The sequence below is a fragment of the Burkholderia sp. AU30280 genome (genome assembly GCF_020420125.1).
In the GTDB taxonomy this organism is placed as follows: Bacteria; Pseudomonadota; Gammaproteobacteria; order Burkholderiales; family Burkholderiaceae; genus Burkholderia.
The window spans coordinates 97,948-112,041 of sequence record NZ_JAIZRY010000011.1 but is presented as its reverse complement, the minus strand read 5'-3'; the positions used below and the strand labels follow the sequence as shown (position 1 = coordinate 112,041).

Genomic DNA, 14,094 nt, shown 5'->3' with positions numbered 1-14,094 from the left:
GCATCACGCTCGAAAAACAGCGTTATCGAAAGGCGCTTCGACTCGATCGAGTCCGTATCCGGGAAAGCGCCCAATCAATTCGTCATCTGAAACGAGATGACATTCCCAACCGCGCATCGCGCCGGATTTTCAACCGAGGGCATACAACGTGAAAACGAATACTCCGAAATGGAAGAACAGGCGAGGCCAGCGAGGCTTCACCTTGCTGGAACTGCTGGTGGTGCTGCTGATCATCGCACTGCTGGCGGGCTATGTCGGCCCGAAGCTCTTCTCGCAGGTCGACAAGGCAAAGGTCCGCTCGACCGAGTCGCAGATGAAGACGCTCGGCGACGCCGTCACGCAGTTCAGGCTCGATACGGGCCGCTACCCGAGCGCCGACGAGGGGCTCGACGCGCTGGTCAAGCAGCCGCAAAACGTCGACGGATGGAGCGGCCCGTATCTCGCGAAGGCCGTGCCGAAGGATGGCTGGGGGCGCGCCTATCAGTGGAACGTCCCGGGCCGCGACGGCGAGGCGGAGATCGTGTCGCTCGGGCGGGACGGTCGTGTAGGAGGGGGTGGCATCGATGCGGACCTCGTTTATGGCATGTAAGGGTCTGCGTCGCTGGACCGTCGCGGCGACGTTGTTCGTCGCATGCGCGTCCGGCGCCGCGGCCAAGGACTGTTTCACCCAGGCCGGCGAGCGGCACGGTATCGACCCGCTCCTGCTCGTCGCAATCGCAAAGGTCGAATCGTCGCTGAATCCCGATGCGATCAACTACAACCGGAACGGCACCTACGACATCGGCCTGATGCAGATCAACAGCTCGCATCTGCCGCGCTTGATCAAGACCGGCGTCACGCGCAAGCGCCTGATCGACGAACCGTGCACGTCGATCGATACCGGCGCATCGATTCTCGCCGGCTTCATCGAACGGCACGGCTATACCTGGAATGCGGTCGGCGCCTACAACGCCGGTTCTTCCGAGAAGCGCAAACCGGCGCGCCAATCGTATGCGACCAAGGTCTGGCGCGAGTATCGCGCGCTTACCGTCGATCGCGGCGCCAGCATGGCGGCGCTCGACGCGTGGCGGAGGTAGCCATGGAATCGTTTCGGATACGGGTGCTCGTCGACGGCAAGGTCGCGCAGCAGACGATCGAGGCGGCGAGCGAGGCGGATGTGCGAGCCCGGATCGCGACTCAGGGCGGCGCCGTGCTCGATATCCGCCGCGTGCGCTTCGGCGGCCGGAAGCGCGCCGCGAAATTCGCGCTCGCGCTGTTCCTGCAGGAACTGTCGACCTTGCTCGATGCGGGCCTCGTGCTGATCGAGGCGCTCGAGGCATTGCGCGACAAGAACGACGCGGGCAAGGCGTCGAAGCACGTGATCGACCGGATTCTGTCGGTGATGTACGAGGGGCAGCCGTTTTCCGCGGCGCTCGCCCGGCAGCCCGACATATTTCCCGCACTGCTCGTCGCGACGATCGCCTCGTCGGAGGGCAGCGGCCAGTTGCCGGTCGTGTTGAAACGCTACCAGCAATACGAAGTGCGGATCGAGCAGATCCGCAAGCGGGTCACCGGCGCGTTGATCTATCCGGCTGTCGTGATCGGCGTCGGCATCGCGATCCTGCTGTTCATGGCCTTCTTCGTGATACCGCGCTTCGCGGTGGTGTTCGAGTCGCTGACCGAGTTGCCGCCGACCGCGCAGGCGATGCTCTGGTGGGCGACCGTGTTGCGCGAGCACGGCGCGGCGGTCGGTTTGGCGGTCGCCGCAACGTTCGTCGGTGCGGGGCTGACGTTGCGCTCGGCTGCCTTCAAGCGCGCGGCGCGGCGGTCGATGTGGCGCGCGCCGAAGGTGCGCGACATCTGCGCGCTGTTCGCGCTGACCCGCTTCTATCGGACCGTCGGACTCCTGATCGCCGGCGGCACGCCGGTGATCGAAGCGCTGCAGTTGTCGGGCAAGGTACTGCCCGAGCACTTGCGGCCGCGCCTGGCGGCCGCGCTGAGCGAGTTGCGCGCCGGACGTCCGGTCTCGACCGTGTTCGCGGCCCACGCATTGACGACGTCCGTCGCCGAGCGCCTGTTGCGCGTCGGCGAGCAGAGCGGCGATCTGGGCGGGATGTGCGAACACATCGCGCAGTTCCACGACGGCGCGCTCGACCGGTCCATCGAAATGATAAGCAAGATCTTCGAACCGGTGCTGATGCTCGCGGTCGGCGCAACGGTCGGCGCCGTGGTCTTGTTGCTTTACATGCCGATCTTCGAATTGGCCGGCAGCGTCGGATAACGATCCGCGCGATGACGCATCGGCGACGCGATCCCACCTCCCTACTGGAGAATGCACAATGAATACGCAACACATGATTGAACGCTGGCAGACGGAGTCCGGTACATCCGGCGCCGGATTCGCGCAGTACGTGGACGATCTGATGCGTGCCGACGCGACTCGGCTCGCCGACGTGGCGGCCTGCCTCGGCATCGAGCCGGTCGACGCCGACACGCTGCGTGCCGCGCCGACGCGTTTCGACCTGCTGCCGCTGCACGACGCGCTGTCGCTGCGCGTGCTGCCGATCGAGTTCGACGGCGCATCGCGCATCGTCGTCGCCGACCCGTTCGCGCGCACCGTGCGCGACGAGCTGCTCGCGCGCTTCGGCGCGAAGCCCGTCGGCGTCGCGATGAGCGTACCCGGCGAAGTCGAGCGCGTGCTCGGCGACATCGAGTCGAACGAGCGCCTGATGGACGACGTCACGATCGATGCGCCGGGCGAGACGCTCGCGCAGGTCACCGAATCGATCTCGCTTGCCAGCATCGCAAAGGACGAAAGTCCGATCATCCGGCTCGTCAACACGACGCTGTACGACGCGCTGCAGAGCCGCGCGAGCGACATTCACCTCGAATCGGCGGCCGATGGCCTCGCGATCCGCTATCGGATCGACGGCGTGCTGCAATCGATCCGTCACATTCCCGGCGTCGAAGCGGCGACGCAGACGATGTCGCGGCTCAAGGTGCTCGCCGCGCTCGACATCGCGGAAAAGCGCGTGCCCCAGGACGGCCGCTTCAAGGTCGTGATGCAAGGGCGCGAAATCGATTTCCGCGTATCGATCATTCCCGGAACCTACGGCGAAAACGCCGTGATGCGCGTGCTCGACAAGTCGCAGCGCGGCGACAGCGTGAGCCTCGACGTGCTCGGCTTCGACGCGCCGACCGCGCGCCGCGTGCGCGCGCTCGCGCATCGTCCCTACGGGCTCATGCTCGTGACGGGGCCGACCGGCAGCGGCAAGTCGACGACGCTCTATGCGGTGCTGTCGGAGGTCAACACGGGCGACGACAAGATCATCACGATCGAGGACCCGGTCGAATACGAGCTGAAAGGCGTGCTGCAGATTCCGGTCAACGAGCGCAAGGGCTTGACGTTCGCGCGCGGGCTGCGCTCGATTCTGCGGCACGATCCGGATACGGTGATGGTCGGCGAAATCCGCGACGAGGAAACCGCGTCGATCGCGGTGCAGTCGGCGCTCACCGGCCACCGCGTGCTGTCGACCGTGCACGCGAACGACGGCTTCAGCGTGATCGACCGGTTCATCTACATGGGCGTCGAGCCGTCGACTTTTCTCGAGGCGCTCAACGGCGTCGTATCGCAGCGTCTCGTGCGGCGGATCTGCACGAGCTGCGGCGACGCGGCGACGGACGGCGCGGATCTGGCCGGCGCGTCGCTCGACGCGCTGCGGCGCGAGGTGGTGCCGGGCGGCGGCTGCGACACGTGCCGCGGCACCGGCTATCACGGCCGGATCGGGCTCGCCGAGGTGCTGACGCTGGACGCGCCGCTGAAGGCGGCGCTGCTCGAACGCTCGGTCGAGAAGCGCGCCCACGCGCTCGAGAACAGCCCCGACTACCAGTCGATGCGCGATGCGGGGCTGGCGGCGGTGCGCGCGCGCATGACGACATTTCAGGAGGTGCAGCGTGCGATCGCTCTGGAATGACGTCACCGCGCTGATCGACGCCGATACGCTGAGCGTTTGGGTGCACGAGGGCCGCCGCGCACCGTGCGCGGACGCGCCGCATGAGGTCGTCGCGCACGAAGGCCGGCCGGCCGACGCGCTCGCGCGCGTGCTTGCCGGTCTGCCGAAAGCGCGCCTGCCGATGTGCAATCGCATGCACGTCATCGTCGGGCACCCGTGGTCGCACGGCGTGGTGCTGCCCTGGCAGGAAGGTCTGGTGTCGGACGCCGCATGGGAAGCGTACGCGCGCATGCTGTTCGCCGCCCGCGCGCAACGCGGCGCGCTGCGCATCCTCATCGAGGACGAGCGGCGCGGCCGCACGCGCCTCGCGGTGGCGGCATGCGACGCGCTCCTCACGGCGCTCGTCGACGCGAGCCGCGCGGCCGGCTGGCGGATCGCGAGTTTTCGCGACGCGCTGTCGGCGTCGCTCGACGCACACGCCGCCCGGCTGGGCGGCGACGATTTCAGTTTCGCGCTGCGCCAGCCGCACGTGGTGACGTGTATTTTCCGGCGCTCGGGCGAATGGCGCGACGTGGTCACGTTGCCGCACGCCGGCGAGCGCGCCGACGACTGGTTTGCCGCAGCGGCGCTGATCGCCGGGCAGCCGGCCGGCGGCGACACGTATGCAAGCCGGTTCGACGGCTCGATGTTCTCCGGCGGCAACGCGGCGGGCGCATCGCCGGATCGCACCGGCGTCGAACCGACGGGCGCCGCAGCGGAGGAACCGGCATGAAGCGCCTGACGGGATTGAATTTCACCGCGCCGCGCACGCGCGTCACGCCGTGGGCGGGCTTCGCGCTCTGTTGCGCACTGGCGGCGGGAATGTTCGCCGGCAGCGAATGGACCCGCGTCGATGCGCTTCGCGACGACGTCGACCGAATCGGCAAACAGATCGAGCAGCGGCAGCGCGTCATCGAGCGCGAACAGCGGCGGGAAAAGGCCAAAACGCCGGAACAGCGGCGCATCGAGCGCGTGCTTGCGGAGCAGAAGATGAGCGACAAAGGCTCGGGCCTGTCGGTGGTCGACTGGATCGAGCACGCGTGGAAGCCGCAGATCGCGCTGAAGTCGTTGACGGTGGACAAGGCCGGTCGCGAGGCGCGCATCGAAGGCGGCGCCGCGGATCTGTCGCATATCTACCTGTTCGTCGACCGCCTGAACGACCGTCATCCGGACCGCAAGATCGGCCTGCTTCAGCATCGGACGAAGATCGAGGACGGCAAGAGCATCTTTCATTTCAGCTTGAGCATCGAACACCCATGACAAACCTGAAAGCCATCGACACGACGGCGCTCGCCGCGCGCTTGCGCTGGGGCGCCTACGCGGCGACCCGCAAGCTGCGCGTACCCGGGCTGCTGGCGGCCGGCGCGGTCGTCGGGCTGCTCGGCCTGCACGCGCTTTACCTGCAGCCGGACGGCGCGCGACTCGACGCGGAGCGCGATGCGCTCGCGAAGGAACTGGCCGCGTTGCCGAAGCCGGGCCCGCAGGCGGGCGGCGGCAGCATGACGCTGCGGGACGTCCAGCAGTTGCGCAACAGCGAGCAGGCGTATTCGCTGTTCGAGATCCTGTCGCAGAACGGCCTGGAGCGAAAGCATGCCACCTACCGACGCGAGGCCGAAGTGAAGGGGAAGCTGCGGCGGCTCACGATCAACATGGCGATGAGCGGCAGCTACTCCGGGCTGCGCAACGCGATGCGCACGATCGCCGACCAGCCGATGGTGCGCATCGAGAGCGTCGTCATCGAACGCGAAAAGATCGACAGCCCCATCGTCAACATCGACCTTCGGGTCAGCTTGCTGGGGCCCGACACATGATGCCCCGATCCCTTTTCAGACTGGCGGCGGCATGGGCCGTCGCAGTCGCCGCGAGCGGCACCCTTGCAGACGAGATCGCCGGTCAGCCACGCGTCGTCGACGTTTTTCCGGCCCAGAACTGGGCATCGCTCGGCGCAGAAGATGCGTCTGCCAGCGCGCTCGCCGAAGCCCGCGTGTCCGAAGCGGAAGCGCCGGCGCTGGCCGATCCGATCGACACCGCGCCGGCGCCTTCCGAGCCTTCCGAGCCTTCGGCGCCGTTCGAGATCGCCGGCGAATGGCGCGAGCAGGGGCAACGCATTGTCGTGCTGGATGGCGGCGGCCGGACCTTTCTGCTGTGCGGGCGCCGTTGCGGCGTCCGCGACGCCGTATTGCCGGGCGCCGAGATCGCCGACGGCTATCGGCTGAAGACGCTGCGCGAAACGGGCCCGGTCGTGATGACCCGCGACGGTGCGGACGTCGAGCTTTCGCCTCCGTCGCCGACCCCTTGAATTCCGAATCGAACCTTTATCGAACACCATCATGAAACGTACCGTCAGTCTATTACTCCTGGTCTCGACGCTCGCGCTGGCGGGCTGCGCGAGCACCCCGTTCAGCGCCCCCGCGGCCGACGCCGGAACGCCTGCCGAACGCCTCGGCACGCTCCAGCGGCAGAAGGAGATCGCACCGGAAGATATCCGGATCGCCACGTCCGTCGAGCTGACCCGGCAGGAATACGTGCGCGCCGAATTGAAGGCCGCCGAGCGGCAAAGCACGCAGGGGAACCACGCCGCCGCGATCGATCACCTGAACAACGTGCTGGCCGAGGACGCCGGCAATCTCCGCGCCCGCCAGGAACTCGAGCAGGTCGCCAGCCGCCAGCAGATGGCGATCGAACTGTCGCGCGCGCAGCGCATCCGCGGCGAACAACCGCAGGAAGCGCTGGAGATCGCCCGGCGCATTCTTGCCGAGCAGCCGAACCATGCGGAGGCCAAGCGGCTGCGCGATTCGCTGTTGCGCGCGTCGCAGGCGAGCCGGCCGGTGCGTCCGCAACTGTCCGACGCGTTGCGCAAACCGGTTTCGCTCAATTTCAAGCAGCAGCCGATGTCGACCATTTTCGACGTGATCTCGCGCGTGTCCGGCGTGAACTTCGTGTTCGACCGCGACGTCGATACGAGCCAGCCCGCCACGATGTTCGCCGAGCGCACCACCGCGGAGGACGCGATCAACCTGCTGCTGCGCACGAACCAGCTCGAGAAGAAGGTGCTCGACAAGCACACGCTGCTCGTCTACCCGTCTCAGCCGGAGAAAAGCCGCAACTACACCGAGTTCGCGCTCAGGACGTTCTTCCTGTCGCACGCGGACGCGAAATCGGTGATGGCCGCGCTGCGCCAGATGATCAAGCCCAAGGACATCTACGTGGACGAGCGGGTCAACGCGGTTGTCGTGCGCGACACGCCCGAAACGATCCAGGTTGCGGAGCGCGTCGTGATGGGGCTGGATATTCCGCAGTCCGAAGTCACGCTCGACGTGCAGGTCCTGGAAGTCAACATGAACGACAGCGTCGATCTCGGCGTCCAGTATCCGGGCCGCATTCAGTTCGGCGCGCTCGGCGGCGTCGACGGCGCCGTGCTGACGCTCGGCGACCTGCTGCGCGTGAACCGCGACCGGATCGGCGTATCGAGCGAATCCGGCGCATTGTCGCTTGCGATCGACATGCTGCAGAAGCAGGGCAAGACCAAGACGCTCGCGAATCCGAAGATCCGCGTGCGGAACATGGAGAAGGCCAACATCAAGATCGGCGAACGCGTGCCGATCGTGACGACCACGAATGCGAACGGCGTCGTCACGGAATCGGTCAGCTACCAGGACGTCGGCCTGATGCTGAAGGTCGAGCCGCGCATCAGCCTCGACGACGAGGTCAGCGTGAAGGTCAACATGGAAGTCAGCAGCATCCTGTCGAAGGAAACCACCAAGACCGGCCTGGTCGCCTATGCACTCGGGACGCGCAATGCGGAAACGCTGATGACCGCGAGAAACGGCGAAACGCAGATCCTCGCCGGTCTGGTCAAGCGCAACGAGATCGAGAACGTTTCGGGGCTGCCCGGCATGTCGGGCCTGCCCGTCGTCGGCCGGCTGTTCGGCTCGAACGCCCGCAGCAACGAGCGCTCGGAAATCGTGCTGCTGATCACGCCGCACATCGAGCGCAACCTCGACTTGCCGACGTCGGCGGTCACGACGTTCCTGTCCGGGACGGAGGCGCGCATCACGACCGAGGCGCTGACGCTCGAAGCCGCGCCCGTACCCGCGCGGACGGTATCCACGAGCGGCCCGGACCTCGATGCTTCGATCGAGCCGACCGTACCCGCCGCGCAACCGGATACGGACAAGGTCGCCGACGGCGCGCCGGAAGCGGATGCGGAAACGAAAGCGAAGACGGATGCGGATGCGCGTCCGGCCGGCGAGCCCGGCGCCGCCAAAGACACGGCGGGCGAGCGCGGTGCGCATGGCGGCGGCATGATGCGCGTGCGCGCGGAGGCGGCCGCCCGGCCGTCGGCGGTCGCGCCTGCGCTCGACGGACAGACGGCCGCTCCGGCCGCACAGCCGTCGACGGCCGAGGCCGTCGCCAAGGCGGACTCGCGCTTCGAACCCGCAGCGCCCGCATCGGCGAAGCCCGGGCTGGTGGCCATGCTGCGCTCGCTGATCGGCTCGCTGGTGTCCTTCGTTGCCTCCGTCCGGAGCGACGGCCTGCCCGGCGCGACCCTGCAAGCCGATGCGCCGGCGTGGCTGCCGCGCGCGGAGGGCTTCGCATGATCGCCCGCCGACGCGTTCGCGCGCGCGGCTTCACGCTGATCGAACTGATGGTCGCGCTGACGCTGCTTGCGCTGCTCGCAACGGTGGCCTTGCCGCTGACCGATCTCGTCAAGCGTCGCGCCGCCGAAGCCGAGTTGCGCCGCTCGCTGGTCGTGATCCGTTCGGCGCTCGATGCGTACAAGGCCGCGGCCGACGACGGACGGGTCGAGCGCAGCGCCGACGCCAGCGGCTATCCGCCGGACCTGCGCACGCTTGTCGAAGGCGTCGAGGACAAGACGTCTCCGGGCGGCGCGCGACTGTATTTCCTGCGCAAGATTCCCGCCGATCCGATGTGCGAATGCGACGGCAAGGCGGCCGACGAGATGTGGGAAACGCGCAGCTACGCAAGCGATCCCGCATCCTTTTCGTCCGGCGAGGACGTATTCGACATTCGTTCGACCAATCGCAAGGAGGGCCTCAATGGCATCCCGTACAACCAATGGTAGGCGAGCGCGGCGTGTCGCCGGCTTCACGCTCATCGAACTGCTCGTCGTCATGGCGATCATCGCGACGCTGACCGCGTTCGTCGCGCCCGGCTATCTGAAACAGGGCGACCGCGCCAGGGAAACGGTGCTGCGCCACAACCTGAACACGCTGCGACAGTCCATCGACGATTACCGGGCCGATAACGGTCGCAACCCGGATTCGCTCGACACGCTCGTCGCCAATCGCTACCTGCGCGAAGTGCCGCTCGACCCGGTGACGGGCAAACGCAATTCGTGGCTTCTGCTGGCCGGAGACGCCGGCGGCGTAGCCGACGTGAAGAGCGGCGCGAAGGGCCGCGCACTCGACGGAAGCGGCTATGAGACGTGGTAACCTGCGGCGGCGTCCACGCGCTCAACGCGGCATCGCGTATCTCGGCGTGCTGATGCTCGTCGCGGCGCTGGGCCTGGGAATGACCCAGGCAGCGCGCATCTGGAGCACCGTTCAGCAGCGCGACCGCGAAGCCCAGTTGCTGTTCGTCGGCGACCAGTTTCGCGCGGCGATCGCAAGCTACTACAATGCCGCAGGGCAGAACCGCTATCCGGCGTCGCTCGACGCCCTGCTGGAGGATCGCCGGACCTTGCCGACGCAGCGGCATTTGCGGCGCCTGTATGCCGACCCGCTGACCGGCTCGACTTCCTGGGGGCTCGTGAAAGCGCCGGACGGCGGGATCATGGGCGTGTTCAGCGAAGCGTCCGGCCGGCCGCTGAAACGCCAGGGGTTCCCGGTCCGCTACGAGGCCTTCGGCGATCGCGACACGTATGGCGAATGGACGTTTGCATATTTGCCGCCAGTGCCCGGCGACGGCTCCGCGAACGGAGCCGGCACGTCGACGGGCGCGGCGGCACACTGAGAGTGAAACGACATGATCGTTGCAATCCTGGAAGACAACGTGATGCAGGCGGGCGTCGTGGCCCGATGGCTCGAGAAGGCCGGCTACGAGATCGAGGTGCGTCACGATGGAGAAAGTTTTGTCGAGCTGGTGCGTTCCCGGCGTGTCGACGTGCTGCTGCTCGACTGGGACGTGCCCGGCATGTCGGGCATCGACGTGATGCGATGGGCGCGGGAATCGTTCGCCGATACGCTGCCGATCATCATGATGACGCAGCACGACGGCGAGGACGATATCGTCTTCGGTCTCAACAACGGCGCCGACGACTATCTCGTCAAACCGCTTCGAGAGCGCGAGCTGATCGCGCGCGTGAGCGCCCAGGTGCGAAAATATTATCCGGAAACCCGGCGACCGAAGCTCGTCGAGGTCGGCAAGTTCGCGCTCGACACGGGCAGGCATGTCGCGACCGTGGACGGCGAGCCGGTCGAACTCGCCCAGCGCGAATTCGATCTCGCGCTGATGCTGTTCGAAAGCGTCGGCCAGATCGTGTCCAAGGACATGATGATCAAGCAGATATGGGGCGTCATCGACCGCAAGTACGACGCGACGCTGGCCACCTATGTGAGCACGCTGCGCAAGAGTCTGGGACTGCGGCCGAAGAACGGGCTCATCATTTCGACGATATACAACTACGGGTACCGGCTCGAACGGACCTGACCCGCCGGCGGGCCCGCTTGGTTCCCGCGGCCGTCATGGAGACGGTCGCGGGGGTTTAGAAATCGTTCAGGTTCTTTTGCATCCTGCAACGCGGCCAAGATAATTCTCATCTTTGAGTCATGCCGATCAATCGGTCGGCAACAGATAAAGGATGTTGAATCATGTCTTCCGTTTCGCAGGTACACACATGGCGCCGCTCGCCGAGCGTCGACCGATACGATCGGCTTTCCCGCTCGCTGCACTGGGTATTCGCGGCCATCATTCTCTATACGATGGTTGCAGGCATCTCGCTTCATTTCATCACGCACCCGAAGATCTGGGCTTTCGTGTCGACGCTCAACATGTCGCTCGCGACGTGCCTGATCGTCCTGTTTCCGCTGCGGTATTTGTGGTCGTTCTTCCGCAGGACGCCGCCGGAGATTCGTTCGATTCCGGACAAGCAGCGCGCGATTGCGCATCTGGTCCATTCGCTCATTTACGCGCTGATCGCCGTCGTCCTGGTGAGCGGCTACATGATGGTGCCTGAAGGGTACTGGCTGTTCTGGACGGTATTCGTGAAAACGCCGTTCTCCGCCGGCCCGATTACCGAGCACTGGTTCGCACTGCACAAGGTTGCCTGCTACACGCTGGCCGCTCTGGTGGCGGCGCATGCCGGCGCCGCGCTGAAGCATCATTTCGTGTCGAAGAACGATGTCCTGAAGCGCATGCTTTGAAAACGATCGGGCCGGTCGCCTCGCCGATCAAGGCAAGGAACCGCGACGAGGCGTGGCGCAACCAGCCAGTACGGTAACGAAGGCCTTATGGCGAACGGAATGACGGCCGAAAGCGGCGGTTCGCGCCGTTGCCGAACACGAGCGTCGTGTAGGTATTGCCGTCGGCATCCTTGCCCGCCACCCGGTCGAGTTCGTACTCGAGATGGCGCATCGAGCTGAACAGGCCGATCAGCTTGCCGCTGCCGGCCTGTGCGAGCCGATCCTTCGCGGCCACGACCGTGTAGCCCTCCTCCTTCATCTCGTCGAGCAGGTTGCGACCGTCCGCGCGCCCGCGCTTGTCGGCCACCGGATCGAACGGCGTCCAGTGGTTGCGGCCCCCGCCCATCGGCACGTCGACGCCGTCGATTGAAAGAATTCGAAGGATTGATGAAAGGCAACGGCGAGGCGCCACGACCGGGCGCCCCGCTCGCAGCGGCATCAGCCCGCGTGTTCGGCAGTGACCCTGCGCACGGTCACGATGCGCGCGGGCGGTATGTTTGCCCACACGATCCGGCTGCCGCAGGCGACGAATGCCGGATCGCCGAACGGATGGCGGCCGGGCGGCCGCAGGTCGTACGTGAACTGAATCATCACGCCGTCGGCCGACAGCACGCGACGGCACTGGTCGACGATCGCCGTCACGTCCTGGCGCGGCAGCGTGCGCAGCGGCAGGCACGACACGATCGCGTCGACGCGCGCGTCGGGCGGCAGCAGCCGCTCGAGCTGCCGCGCGTCGCCCGACACGACCGAGATGCCGGGAAAGCGTCGCCGCAGATGCCGGACGAACGCCGGCGAACGCTCGACCACGACGAGCCGCCGTGGCGCGACGCCGCGTTCGAGCAACGCCGCGGTGATCGCGCCGGTGCCGCCGCCGAGCTCGACGACCAGCCCGTCGCCGTCCGGCACCGCGTCGGCCATCTCCCGCGCCAGCTGCCGCGAACTCGGGCACAACGCGCCCACCGCGGCCGGACGGCCGACCCACTCGCGCACGAACAGTGCCGAGACACGCCACGCGTTCGGCCACATCATGGGCGGCCCTCCCGCGGCTGCGCTGTCGGCCTCGACGTGCCGACGGCTTCGTTGAACAGGACTACGGCGACACGGGGCTTTGGCATGCGCATCCTCCTGGGCGAGGCGGTCCGCCGCAGGAAGAGCGACGTTCAAATCGATTCTAGGAAACGCAAACTTAAGGCGACGTGAAGATTGTCCCTGATTCCGCTGATCAATTCGTGCCGGATCGGCCGCCGGATGCGCGATCAGCGATCGATGCGCTACCGGAAGTGCGCGGGATCGCGCTCGCCGACGATCCTGGTCTGCCATACATCCTGCGCACAACGCCTACACACGATTACGGTACTCGACGCGCATAGGCGAAAGTCAGGCATAGCCGGCTGACTGAATGTTTTTCCGGCATTCCCGACCACCAGTCGTTGTCGACTGTACGGCCATTTCCGACAGCGATACCAACGTGCCAATGCGTGTTAGGGCATCGAAACATGCCCGTGCGTCGTGGTCGCCAAAACACCACATCACCGGGCTGAAGATCTTCGATCTTCGTAACCTTCGGCCAGCGGGACAACGTCGCATCGACAGCCGAGACTGAAGCAAGATTGCCGATCGGATGGCATGCAGCCCGGAAGATAGCGCTCACCGTGTACGCGCACGATAGCAATCCGGGAAATTCCAGGCCGAGATAGCTAGCGCGTGTCGCTACGGTCCAACGTTGTACGCCGTAGAGAGAACCATCTCGTAGAACAGCGTCGGGCGATGCGAGCGCAGCCCGCGTCAGACGCTGCGCGAGTGGCGGTTCGCATTGCCTCGACGACATCTCATTGTTCACCGCATGTGCGCTACCGCTTACCAAAGCCTGCGCCGCCAATGCGGCGGCACAAAGGCGCATCACTGCGCTCACTCGATAGCTTGGCATTATCACCATCCGACGCACCGCATTCGAAACAATCCTGATGTATTCATGCATGTGTACCCGTCCATTTAAGCGCGATTCTTCTAAATCGACTCGCTTCCTACGTCCGCCACAATAGCTTCAGACGATACCGGGTCACAAGAATTCACTCTGAACCACACCGGTTTTTGTGGAGGCTCGGATTCAAGGAACTGCACCGTACCAACGAGATCCTCGAGCTGGCGAGCGGGTGTTCGACCAGGCTGAGCTCGACCGCCGTTTCAAGTCCTGAAGGCCTCCATTGATCGGCATCGCGACACCTTCGGCGTCGAGCCGATCTGCAAGGTCTTGCGGATTGTCCCGTCGGGCTACCGACGCCATGCCGCACGGCTTCGGAATCTGTCCAAACGCCGCGCCCGCCGGAACGGGTCAACTGACAGTTCAACGCTGGGCGACCGAATCAGCCTTGGGCGCCGCGATTGGAGCGCAGCGGCAATCCTGGTCGTGCTTTGCGTTGCCAGTGCGCGCTGCACAACGCCTGGCAGATCAGGTCCGCGCTGATCCGCCCGGACATCGACCTGCCGGCGACGCGCCGATCGAACAATTTTGGCGCCACCGGCAGGCGGTGTGTGTCGAATCCGTCGTCACCCGAAACGGGCGCTTGAAGACCGGGCGTAGTCCCTGGCGTTGCGGGCTGCGACGCACGCGTTCTGCGCTCGCCTGCCGCCCCGGTCGTAACGCGATACTAACCGGGTATGTGGGCTCGAATCGCACGGCTACCGCAACGCCATTCGCG

At 66.1% G+C, this 14,094-nt stretch carries 16 protein-coding genes, 3 pseudogenes and 1 other annotated feature; of the genes and pseudogenes, 15 read left to right on the top strand and 4 right to left on the bottom strand.

Annotated elements, in window-relative coordinates:
• Window positions 1-148: 148 nt before the first annotated feature.
• The 14 genes from gspG (at window position 149) to LGN17_RS24435 (ending at window position 11,356) form a co-directional block, all read left to right on the top strand.
• The gene (gspG, locus tag LGN17_RS24500) at window positions 149-589 is read left to right on the top strand and encodes a type II secretion system major pseudopilin GspG (RefSeq protein WP_226198949.1); all 441 of its coding nucleotides are present in this window, start codon (window positions 149-151) and stop codon (window positions 587-589) included.
• The gene (locus LGN17_RS24495; RefSeq protein WP_175957102.1) at window positions 564-1,076 is read left to right on the top strand and encodes a lytic transglycosylase domain-containing protein; all 513 of its coding nucleotides are present in this window, start codon (window positions 564-566) and stop codon (window positions 1,074-1,076) included. The genes gspG and LGN17_RS24495 overlap by 26 nt, the downstream gene beginning before the upstream one ends.
• 2 nt (window positions 1,077-1,078) lie before the next feature.
• Window positions 1,079-2,260, top strand: coding sequence for a type II secretion system F family protein (locus tag LGN17_RS24490; RefSeq protein WP_226198948.1), 1,182 nt, complete (start codon window positions 1,079-1,081; stop codon window positions 2,258-2,260).
• A 58-nt stretch (window positions 2,261-2,318) separates the two neighbouring features.
• Complete coding sequence (locus tag LGN17_RS24485) at window positions 2,319-3,953, top strand: GspE/PulE family protein (protein WP_226198947.1); 1,635 nt, start codon at window positions 2,319-2,321, stop codon at window positions 3,951-3,953.
• Window positions 3,934-4,704 (top strand): hypothetical protein, encoded by a 771-nt coding sequence (locus tag LGN17_RS24480; RefSeq protein ID WP_226198946.1) that lies wholly within the window; start codon window positions 3,934-3,936, stop codon window positions 4,702-4,704. Before LGN17_RS24485 ends, LGN17_RS24480 begins: the two co-directional genes overlap by 20 nt.
• Window positions 4,701-5,231, top strand: a complete 531-nt coding sequence (locus LGN17_RS24475) for a hypothetical protein (protein ID WP_226198945.1) — start codon at window positions 4,701-4,703, stop codon at window positions 5,229-5,231. The genes LGN17_RS24480 and LGN17_RS24475 overlap by 4 nt, the downstream gene beginning before the upstream one ends.
• A complete protein-coding gene (locus LGN17_RS24470; RefSeq protein ID WP_226198944.1) occupies window positions 5,228-5,782 on the top strand; it encodes a hypothetical protein in 555 nt (184 codons plus the stop codon). Before LGN17_RS24475 ends, LGN17_RS24470 begins: the two co-directional genes overlap by 4 nt.
• Window positions 5,779-6,270 (top strand): hypothetical protein, encoded by a 492-nt coding sequence (locus LGN17_RS24465; RefSeq protein WP_226198943.1) that lies wholly within the window; start codon window positions 5,779-5,781, stop codon window positions 6,268-6,270. Before LGN17_RS24470 ends, LGN17_RS24465 begins: the two co-directional genes overlap by 4 nt.
• On the top strand, window positions 6,230-8,572 hold the full coding sequence (locus tag LGN17_RS24460; protein ID WP_226198942.1) for a secretin N-terminal domain-containing protein: 2,343 nt from the start codon (window positions 6,230-6,232) through the stop codon (window positions 8,570-8,572). The genes LGN17_RS24465 and LGN17_RS24460 overlap by 41 nt, the downstream gene beginning before the upstream one ends.
• Entirely contained in the window at window positions 8,569-9,057 is a 489-nt protein-coding gene (locus LGN17_RS24455; RefSeq protein ID WP_175960344.1) for a prepilin-type N-terminal cleavage/methylation domain-containing protein, read from the top strand. The genes LGN17_RS24460 and LGN17_RS24455 overlap by 4 nt, the downstream gene beginning before the upstream one ends.
• A complete protein-coding gene (locus LGN17_RS24450; RefSeq protein ID WP_175957086.1) occupies window positions 9,032-9,427 on the top strand; it encodes a type II secretion system protein in 396 nt (131 codons plus the stop codon). The genes LGN17_RS24455 and LGN17_RS24450 overlap by 26 nt, the downstream gene beginning before the upstream one ends.
• Before the next feature lie 52 nt (window positions 9,428-9,479).
• Window positions 9,480-9,947 (top strand): type II secretion system protein, encoded by a 468-nt coding sequence (locus LGN17_RS24445; protein ID WP_226199138.1) that lies wholly within the window; start codon window positions 9,480-9,482, stop codon window positions 9,945-9,947.
• Between the two features lie 12 nt (window positions 9,948-9,959).
• Complete coding sequence (locus LGN17_RS24440) at window positions 9,960-10,643, top strand: response regulator transcription factor (RefSeq protein ID WP_226198941.1); 684 nt, start codon at window positions 9,960-9,962, stop codon at window positions 10,641-10,643.
• Window positions 10,644-10,804: 161 nt separating this feature from the next.
• The gene (locus LGN17_RS24435) at window positions 10,805-11,356 is read left to right on the top strand and encodes a cytochrome b (protein WP_175957079.1); all 552 of its coding nucleotides are present in this window, start codon (window positions 10,805-10,807) and stop codon (window positions 11,354-11,356) included.
• A 139-nt stretch (window positions 11,357-11,495) separates the two neighbouring features.
• Here the strand turns inward: LGN17_RS24435 and LGN17_RS24430 are convergent.
• The 3 genes and pseudogenes from LGN17_RS24430 to LGN17_RS24420 all read right to left on the bottom strand — a co-directional run.
• Window positions 11,496-11,759 (bottom strand): annotated as a pseudogene (locus tag LGN17_RS24430) (alkaline phosphatase); the annotation flags it as partial.
• A gap of 74 nt (window positions 11,760-11,833) precedes the next feature.
• Entirely contained in the window at window positions 11,834-12,424 is a 591-nt protein-coding gene (locus LGN17_RS24425) for a class I SAM-dependent methyltransferase (RefSeq protein WP_226198940.1), read from the bottom strand.
• Between the two features lie 319 nt (window positions 12,425-12,743).
• The gene (locus tag LGN17_RS24420; protein ID WP_226198939.1) at window positions 12,744-13,373 is read right to left on the bottom strand and encodes a hypothetical protein; all 630 of its coding nucleotides are present in this window, start codon (window positions 13,371-13,373) and stop codon (window positions 12,744-12,746) included.
• Between the two features lie 131 nt (window positions 13,374-13,504).
• Here LGN17_RS24420 and LGN17_RS24415 point away from each other — a divergent pair.
• A pseudogene (locus LGN17_RS24415) lies at window positions 13,505-13,724 on the top strand (IS3 family transposase); the annotation flags it as partial.
• Window positions 13,544-13,661 (top strand) — a sequence feature (AL1L pseudoknot). (Overlaps the previous pseudogene by 118 nt.)
• Before the next feature lie 40 nt (window positions 13,725-13,764).
• On the opposite strand, the pseudogene LGN17_RS24410 reads toward LGN17_RS24415, so the two are convergent.
• Window positions 13,765-14,027: pseudogene (locus LGN17_RS24410) on the bottom strand (IS3 family transposase); the annotation flags it as partial.
• Window positions 14,028-14,094 lie beyond the last annotated feature (67 nt).

What these genes read in the sequence shown, in the direction of transcription:
- LGN17_RS24495 (WP_175957102.1), top strand. Translation starts at nt 564, where the DNA reads ATGCGGACCTCGTTTATGGCATGTAAGGGTCTGCGTCGCTGGACCGTC.
- LGN17_RS24490 (WP_226198948.1), top strand. Translation starts at nt 1,079, where the DNA reads ATGGAATCGTTTCGGATACGGGTGCTCGTCGACGGCAAGGTCGCGCAG.
- LGN17_RS24485 (WP_226198947.1), top strand. Translation starts at nt 2,319, where the DNA reads ATGAATACGCAACACATGATTGAACGCTGGCAGACGGAGTCCGGTACA.
- LGN17_RS24475 (WP_226198945.1), top strand. Translation starts at nt 4,701, where the DNA reads ATGAAGCGCCTGACGGGATTGAATTTCACCGCGCCGCGCACGCGCGTC.
- LGN17_RS24470 (WP_226198944.1), top strand. Translation starts at nt 5,228, where the DNA reads ATGACAAACCTGAAAGCCATCGACACGACGGCGCTCGCCGCGCGCTTG.
- LGN17_RS24465 (WP_226198943.1), top strand. Translation starts at nt 5,779, where the DNA reads ATGATGCCCCGATCCCTTTTCAGACTGGCGGCGGCATGGGCCGTCGCA.
- LGN17_RS24455 (WP_175960344.1), top strand. Translation starts at nt 8,569, where the DNA reads ATGATCGCCCGCCGACGCGTTCGCGCGCGCGGCTTCACGCTGATCGAA.
- LGN17_RS24450 (WP_175957086.1), top strand. Translation starts at nt 9,032, where the DNA reads ATGGCATCCCGTACAACCAATGGTAGGCGAGCGCGGCGTGTCGCCGGC.
- LGN17_RS24445 (WP_226199138.1), top strand. Translation starts at nt 9,480, where the DNA reads ATGCTCGTCGCGGCGCTGGGCCTGGGAATGACCCAGGCAGCGCGCATC.
- LGN17_RS24440 (WP_226198941.1), top strand. Translation starts at nt 9,960, where the DNA reads ATGATCGTTGCAATCCTGGAAGACAACGTGATGCAGGCGGGCGTCGTG.
- LGN17_RS24435 (WP_175957079.1), top strand. Translation starts at nt 10,805, where the DNA reads ATGTCTTCCGTTTCGCAGGTACACACATGGCGCCGCTCGCCGAGCGTC.
- LGN17_RS24425 (WP_226198940.1), bottom strand. Translation starts at nt 12,424, where the DNA reads ATGATGTGGCCGAACGCGTGGCGTGTCTCGGCACTGTTCGTGCGCGAG.
- LGN17_RS24420 (WP_226198939.1), bottom strand. Translation starts at nt 13,373, where the DNA reads ATGCATGAATACATCAGGATTGTTTCGAATGCGGTGCGTCGGATGGTG.